We start from the raw sequence: 6,398 nt of genomic DNA on the forward strand, positions 1-6,398 counted from the left end.
CCGCCTCATCGTGCTGTTGAAGGCGCCGCCGGAGAGCCCCTACAAGGAGCTGTCCGACGCCTTCGCTCGGGGCGTCGAAGGGTTTGCCTGGGCGGTGCCCCTGCCCGAGCAGGCGGCCTCGGCACCGTCGCAGTGAAGCGGCCGCCTGGGCGCTGACGAACTGTTTCTTGCGCCAGGGCGCTGCAAAGATGCGTAGCATGGCGGCGGCTTTTCGATCGTGCCGGTCGTCCGCCGCATTGCGCAGGCGGCCACGGCGAAACAGCCGCCCCAGGAGGAACCGTGGTCGCCATCCGCCTGCCGCTGCGCATGCTTTGCACCGTCCTGGCTGCGATGGCGTTGGATGCCGGCGCCGCGGGCGCGCTGCCGTCCACGCTGCGGCTGGCCAGGCTGGATGGCGTACCCGATCAGCGCATAGGCAGCGAAATCCTCAAAGTCGCCTATGCGCGGCTGGGCATCGACCTGCAGTTCGTCGCCGTGCCGGCCCTGCGCTCGCTGCTCGAGTCCAGCGAGGGGCGTCTTGATGGCGAGGTCCAGCGCATCCTGAACGTCGAGGTGCAGTACCCGACGTTGCTTGCAGTCCGGCCCTCGATCAACTACATCGAGCCGGCCGCCTTCGTGAAGAAACTGGATTTCAAGATCCAGGGCTGGCCCTCCATTGCGGCCTACCAGGTCGGCATCGTGCGCGGCGTGGGCTCCTCCGAGGCGGGAACTCAGGGCATGAGCCGGGTGACGGCAGTCCCTTCGATGGAAGCCCTCATGCGCATGGTCGCCGCGGAGCGCATCGACGTGGCCGTCAACGACCGCCTGAGCGGCATGCTCATCCTTCAACAGCTGGGGCTGCAAGGCGAAGTGCACCCGCTCGATCTGCCGCTGCAGCACATCCCGCTCTACCACTTCCTGCATGTGCGGCATGCGGAGTTGCTGCCGCGGATCGAGGAAACCCTGCGCGGCATGGCGGCCAGCGGCGAGCTGGAGCAGATTCGCTCACGCGCCGTGAAAAGGATCGTCGAGGAGTACGAAAGACGCGCCTTGCCCTGACGCCGCGCTCGTGCCGTCGTCCGCGGCGACACTGCGACCGGTCCAGACGCCGATCCACCGCATGCCCTGCACGCCGTTCCACCTCCGCCCCATCCCGAAGCTCTGCCTAACCCTGTGCCTGTGCGCAGGAGGCGCCGCTGCCCAACTGCCCGAGTCCACCGAGCTGCGCCGCAATGACGCGCTGCTGACCCTCGAATACCAGACCGTCAAGGTGCCGGGCGACCGGCCCATCGACCTGCTCGGTTTCCATGCCTACCAGAAGGTGCTTGAGGGCGTCTATGTGGGTGGCGGCTTCTATGCGCCGCTTGTCAGGGGTGCCTATGGCGGCTTCGTGGCCGCGGACCTGGGCCTGCACTTCAGGCGCCCGTTGGCCGGGCCGGTATTCGCGATGGCGGGCCTGTCGGCCGGCGGCGGCGGCGGCGGGCGCAGCGTCGAGCACAGCAAGCTGCTGTCGGGCAGCGGCGGCTTTGCCAAGGGCTATGCGGGCCTCGGCTATGACTTCGGCGAGTTCACGCTGGGCGCCACGGTCTCGCGCCTGAAGTTCCGCCAGGCCATCATCGACGGTACCCAGGCCAGCCTGCTGCTGGAGGTGCCCTTCAGCTACCTCACTGGGCCGTTCTCCGGCCACGGCCAGCCCTTGCCGGCCGTGGACGACCACCGTGCTGGCGCGGAGATGGGCGAGAACATGTTGACGCTGTCCCTGGACAACTACCGGCAGCAGGATCCCCAGGGGTCGAACAGGAACACGGTGCGGCTGGCCGACCTGCAGTACGCGCATTTCTTCGCCGCCGACAGCTATTGGTTCGCCGCCCTGGGCATGGGCTACAGCGGCCTGCCGCTGTACAACCAGTTGCTGGGCGGGGTGGGCCAGCGCTGGCGCGTCGCACCCGACATCACGCTGTACGGGCAGCTGGGCCTGGGCTCGGGCGGTTATTCGTCGGATGTGATTGACACCAGTTCGGGCTTGCTGGTCTATCCCAAGGTGGCGGCGGAGTATTCGCTGACCCGCGACCTCGGTGTGGCGCTCTCCGTCGGCACCATGAGGGCGCCCAAGGGCAGCTCGCGCAACCAGACCTGGGGCCTGAGCCTGACGCACCACTTGCGTTCCGGCCGCAGCGCCGAGACACCCGGCCCGGCCCGTTGGCAGGGCCTGCGCCTGTCGGTGCTGCACCAGACGGACCTGCACCTGAGCTACCGGGACACCGACCGCCCCTCAGTGCAGATGCTGGGCCTGCAGCTCGACATCCCCGTTGGCCAGCGCTGGTATCTGCCGCTGCAGGCCTCGGCGGCCTACAACGCCTATCTGGGCTACCCAGGCTATGCCGAGATCCTCGGCGGCGTGGGCGTGCAGACCCTGGCGGGGCCCGATGAGCGCCTGCAGGCCTTCGGCCAGCTGATGGCCGGTGCCAATGTGCACGGCAAGTCCGCCAAGGCCAGCGCGGGTGTGCGCTGGCTGCTGGATGAGCGGCTGGCCCTGAACTTCAGCGTCGGCCGCATCGAGGCGCGTAGCGCTGGCGGTGGCCGGTTCAAGGCCGACAACCTGGCGCTGGGGCTGGACTACCGCTTCTCCATTCCGACGCGTTGAGTGGCCGCTGGCCTCGCGCGCCGATGTGCTTGCCAGGAGCTCGCTAAGCAAATCTGAGGATGTCTTGTAGATCGGGTGAAATTAGCGTCGAGCACTTCAATGAATCGCGAGGTGCTGCAATGGACGCTGGAACTCTTCTCGCCGGCTGCGGTCTATCCGCTGTGCTCGGAGCTTTCGGTCAAGGCATGCGCGCTGTTGGCGGGCTCAAGAAGCAATTTGACGAGGCCCACGAAAAGGGCAAGAAGCTGGCCGACGTCTTCGAGGGTGTCGTCTTCGCGTTCTCGCTGTTTGTCGGTGTCGTTGCAGGTGTTGCTGCCTATCTGGGCATGATCTACGGCAGCAAGGATGGCGTCGACTGGGACAAGGGGACGTCAGTCCTCGGGATCATCGCGGCCGGTTATGCCGGCGCTGATTTCATCGAAAGCTTCGCTAAGAAATACCTTCCGAAGTAGCTGCTCCAGCGGTCTCGAGCGTTTGCCGCGCTCGCGTCATTTCGTCTCTCAGCGCGCGGTCTCGATGCGCTCTCCGGCCGCATCGAACCACATCGTCCTGCCCGCATCGAAGCCGAAGCGCACCTTGGCGCCTTCCTGCACTTCAGGCTGACCCGGCAGCACGGCGGACACGGTGATGCCGGCGCAGCTCAGCCACACAACATGCTGGTTGCCCAACGGCTCGACAAGCTGGACCTCGGCCTCGAAGGACTCGCCGGCGCCGACGCGAACGTTCTCCGGCCGGATAGCCAGCGTCAGCACTTCGCCTTGCGGGCGCGCCGCGAGCACGGCGGGCAGCGGCACGCTGAAGGCGGGTGAGGCGAACACGCCGCCTTCGCCCACCTGACCCTCGATGCGGTTGATGGCCGGCGAGCCGACGAAGCCCGCCACTCGCAGGTTGTTCGGCCTCTCGTAGACCTCGGCCGGTGTGCCGATCTGCTGGATGACGCCCTGGTGCATGACGACGATGCGTGTGGCCAGCGTCATCGCCTCGACCTGGTCGTGGGTCACATAGATCATCGTGTTGCCCAAGCGGCTGTGCAGCAGCTTGAGCTCGCGGCGCAGGTCGGTGCGCAGCTTGGCGTCGAGGTTGGACAGCGGCTCGTCCAGCAGCAGCACCTTGGCCTCGCGCACCACCGCGCGGCCGATGGCCACGCGCTGGCGCTGGCCGCCGGAGAGCTGGCCGGGCCGGCGCTCCAGCAGCGGTGTCAGCTGCAGCATGTCGGCCGCGGCGGCCACGCGCTTTTCCAGCTCGGCCTTGGGTGTCTTGGCCATCTTCAGCGGGAAGGCGAGGTTCTCCTTCACGGTCATCGTCGGGTACAGCGCATAGCTCTGGAACACCATGCCGACGCCGCGCTGGCTGGGCTCGGCGCGGGTCATGTCCTGCTCGCCGATCTGGATGCTGCCGCCGCTGACCTGGTTCAGCCCCGCGATGGTGTGCAGCAGCGTCGACTTGCCGCAGCCCGAGGGCCCCAGCAGCACGAGGAACTCGCCGCTGTTGACGTCAAGGTCCAGCCCCTTGATGACCTCATGGTTGCCGAAGCGGATGCTGAGGTCCTGGATGTGTACGCGGGTCAAGGTCGTCTCCGGTTGTCGTTGTCGTCTGTGTTCTGCAAGACCCTGGCGAGGGTCTGTTGCACCGTCTGCACGGGGATGTCGCGGTTCCAATAGTCGCTGACCGCGCGTTCGAGCGCCGTCAGCTGCGCCGGCGCAAGCAGCAATTCCGTGTTGCCGACCAGCCGGCCGGCATCGCGCAGCGCCGCAGCGCCGGCCTGGGCGCAGACGTMCAGCGTGCGGGTGTCGAGGTCGGTGCGCACCGGTACCGAGCCCTTGCGGGCGCTGAAGGCGAGTTGGGTGGCGGGCGCAGTGGCGACGCGGGCCAGCAGGGCCTGGGCTGGCCGGGCGCTGCCGTCCCTGTCCTTGGGAAAGACCAGCACGTCGCCGCTGACGATGTAGGTCGAGCGCGGGCTTAAGCCCGGCGTGCAGCCATAGTCGCGGCCCGGTTGCTGGCCGGCCTGGGYGAATTCGCCCTTGGCCCAGTCGCCCATGAACTGCAGCCCCGCGCGGCCGCTGACGAGCAGGGCCGTCGTGTCAGCCCAGCTGCGCCCGGGCGAGGCCGGGTCCACATAACGGCGCAGCTTCTTGTAGCTCAGCAGCACCTGGCGCAGCGCCTCGCCCTGCACGGCCGCGGCATCGCGGTCACGCAGCACGGCCAGATACAGGTCGCGTCCGCCCTGGTTGGCCAGCAGCGCGATGAAGAGGTTGAGGTCCTGCCAGGACTGCCCGCCGTGGGCCAGCGGGATCAGCCCGGCGGCTTGCAGCTTGTCCAGCGTGGCGAAGAGCTCGTCCATGCTGCGCGGCTCGGCCTTCACGCCGGCTTTGGCCAGCGCCGCCTTGGAGCTCCACAGCCACACCGGCATGTGGATGCTGACGGGGGCGGCGTAGACATGACCGTCCACCTTCACGGCGTCCAGCAGCACGGCAGGCAGCACCTCGGCCCAGCGGCCCTGGGCAGCCACGTCGTCGATGGCTTGCAACCGGCCTTCGCGTGCCAGCCGCACGAGGGCGAGGGACGGGTTGAACTGCGCCGCCATCGGCGGGTTGCCTGCAGCGACGCGCTCCTGCACGACCGCGCGCGCCTGCTCCGACGCCGTCACCGCCAGCTCGCGCCACTGGCCGCCGGCCGCGCGGTAGGCCTCGGCCAGGGCCTGCTTGGCGGCCGTCTCGCCGGGCGAGATCCACCAATGGACGACGTCCGTCGGCGTCCCGGCCTGGGCCGCGGCGGCAAACAGGGACGTGACAAGAAGGACGCAGGCGCGGAGCATCACGGCATCATTACCGAGAGTTAATAAACTTAATATCGTATTAACCACTAGCGCCGACGCCATTAAAGTCTGCCAACCATGAACCTGCTGCTCGCCGAAGACGACGCCCTGCTGGCTGACGCGTTGCAGCAGCAGTTGCTTAACGCCTCGTTCAAGGTCGAGTGGGCCGAGAACGGCGCCGTGGCCGAGTACCTGTTGCGCAAGCAGGACTTCGACATCGCCATCCTCGACCTCGGCCTGCCCATGGTGGACGGCCTGACCGTGCTCAAGCGCGTTCGCGAGGCCGGCCGCACCCTGCCCATCCTCGTGCTGACGGCGCTGGACGCGCTGGAGCACCGCGTCGCCGGCCTGCAGGCCGGTGCCGACGACTACCTGACCAAGCCCTTCGACTTCCCCGAGCTGGAGGCCCGCCTGCACGCGCTGCTGCGCCGTGGCCGCCCGGCCTCGCAGACCCAGCAGCTGCGCCGCCTGAGCCTGGACCGCGCCGCGCGCCGCGCCAGCGTCGGCGGCGAGCCACTGGAGCTGAGCCCGCGCGAATGGTCGCTGCTGGACCTGCTGCTGACCGAGCGCGATCGCGTCGTCACCAAGGCGCAGATCGTCGAGGCCTGGGGTGCCGATGAAGGCGGCTCCATCGAGGTTTACATCCACCGCCTGCGCAAGAAGCTTGAAGGCTCGGGCCTGGCCGTGCGCACGGTGCGCGGCCTGGGCTATCTGCTCGAAGCCACCGCGTCATCGTGAACTCACCGGCCGGCCGCTCGCTGCACCGGCAACTGCTGTTGTGGCTGCTGCTGCCGCAGATCGTGCTGTGGCTGGTGGCGGCTTTCGGCGCCTATCGCCTGGCCAGCAGGCATGCCGACGAGCTGGTCGACAGCAGCCTCTTGCAGGCCGCCCGGGCGCTGGCGCGCCAGATCCGGCCCACGGCCAGTGGCCTCTTTGTCGACCTGCCGCGCTCGGCCCAGG

Annotated in this window: 7 protein-coding genes; 5 read left to right on the forward strand and 2 right to left on the reverse strand. The window is 68.3% G+C overall.

Annotated features, from left to right (window positions below):
- The first annotated feature begins 279 nt into the window (after positions 1 to 279).
- The 3 genes from ACXJKR_RS21010 (at position 280) to ACXJKR_RS21020 (ending at position 3,075) form a co-directional block, all read left to right on the forward strand.
- On the forward strand, positions 280 to 1,038 hold the full coding sequence (locus ACXJKR_RS21010) for a substrate-binding periplasmic protein (RefSeq protein ID WP_457324470.1): 759 nt from the start codon (positions 280 to 282) through the stop codon (positions 1,036 to 1,038).
- A 61-nt stretch (positions 1,039 to 1,099) separates the two neighbouring features.
- On the forward strand, positions 1,100 to 2,623 hold the full coding sequence (locus ACXJKR_RS21015) for a hypothetical protein (protein ID WP_457324471.1): 1,524 nt from the start codon (positions 1,100 to 1,102) through the stop codon (positions 2,621 to 2,623).
- A 119-nt stretch (positions 2,624 to 2,742) separates the two neighbouring features.
- Positions 2,743 to 3,075 (forward strand): hypothetical protein, encoded by a 333-nt coding sequence (locus tag ACXJKR_RS21020; RefSeq protein ID WP_457324472.1) that lies wholly within the window; start codon positions 2,743 to 2,745, stop codon positions 3,073 to 3,075.
- Positions 3,076 to 3,123: 48 nt separating this feature from the next.
- Here the strand turns inward: ACXJKR_RS21020 and ACXJKR_RS21025 are convergent, their stop codons facing one another.
- Positions 3,124 to 4,191 carry an ABC transporter ATP-binding protein gene (locus ACXJKR_RS21025; protein ID WP_457324473.1) on the reverse strand — a complete coding sequence of 356 codons (1,068 nt, stop codon included), beginning with the start codon at positions 4,189 to 4,191 and terminating at the stop codon, positions 3,124 to 3,126.
- On the reverse strand, positions 4,188 to 5,438 hold the full coding sequence (locus ACXJKR_RS21030; RefSeq protein WP_457324474.1) for an ABC transporter substrate-binding protein: 1,251 nt from the start codon (positions 5,436 to 5,438) through the stop codon (positions 4,188 to 4,190). The genes ACXJKR_RS21025 and ACXJKR_RS21030 overlap by 4 nt, the downstream gene beginning before the upstream one ends.
- Positions 5,439 to 5,516: 78 nt before the next feature.
- Between ACXJKR_RS21030 and ACXJKR_RS21035 the strand changes: the two genes are divergently transcribed.
- The gene (locus tag ACXJKR_RS21035; RefSeq protein WP_056193638.1) at positions 5,517 to 6,176 is read left to right on the forward strand and encodes a response regulator transcription factor; all 660 of its coding nucleotides are present in this window, start codon (positions 5,517 to 5,519) and stop codon (positions 6,174 to 6,176) included.
- On the forward strand, positions 6,173 to 6,398 hold a 226-nt coding region (locus ACXJKR_RS21040; RefSeq protein ID WP_457324475.1), incomplete at its 3' end, for a sensor histidine kinase N-terminal domain-containing protein. The genes ACXJKR_RS21035 and ACXJKR_RS21040, both read left to right, overlap by 4 nt.

The organism is Roseateles sp. P5_E11 (assembly GCF_054049355.1).

Excerpts from the sequence above, each read along its gene's own strand:
- ACXJKR_RS21015 (WP_457324471.1), top strand. The coding sequence starts at position 1,100 with ATGCCCTGCACGCCGTTCCACCTCCGCCCCATCCCGAAGCTCTGCCTA.
- ACXJKR_RS21020 (WP_457324472.1), top strand. The coding sequence starts at position 2,743 with ATGGACGCTGGAACTCTTCTCGCCGGCTGCGGTCTATCCGCTGTGCTC.
- ACXJKR_RS21035 (WP_056193638.1), top strand. The coding sequence starts at position 5,517 with ATGAACCTGCTGCTCGCCGAAGACGACGCCCTGCTGGCTGACGCGTTG.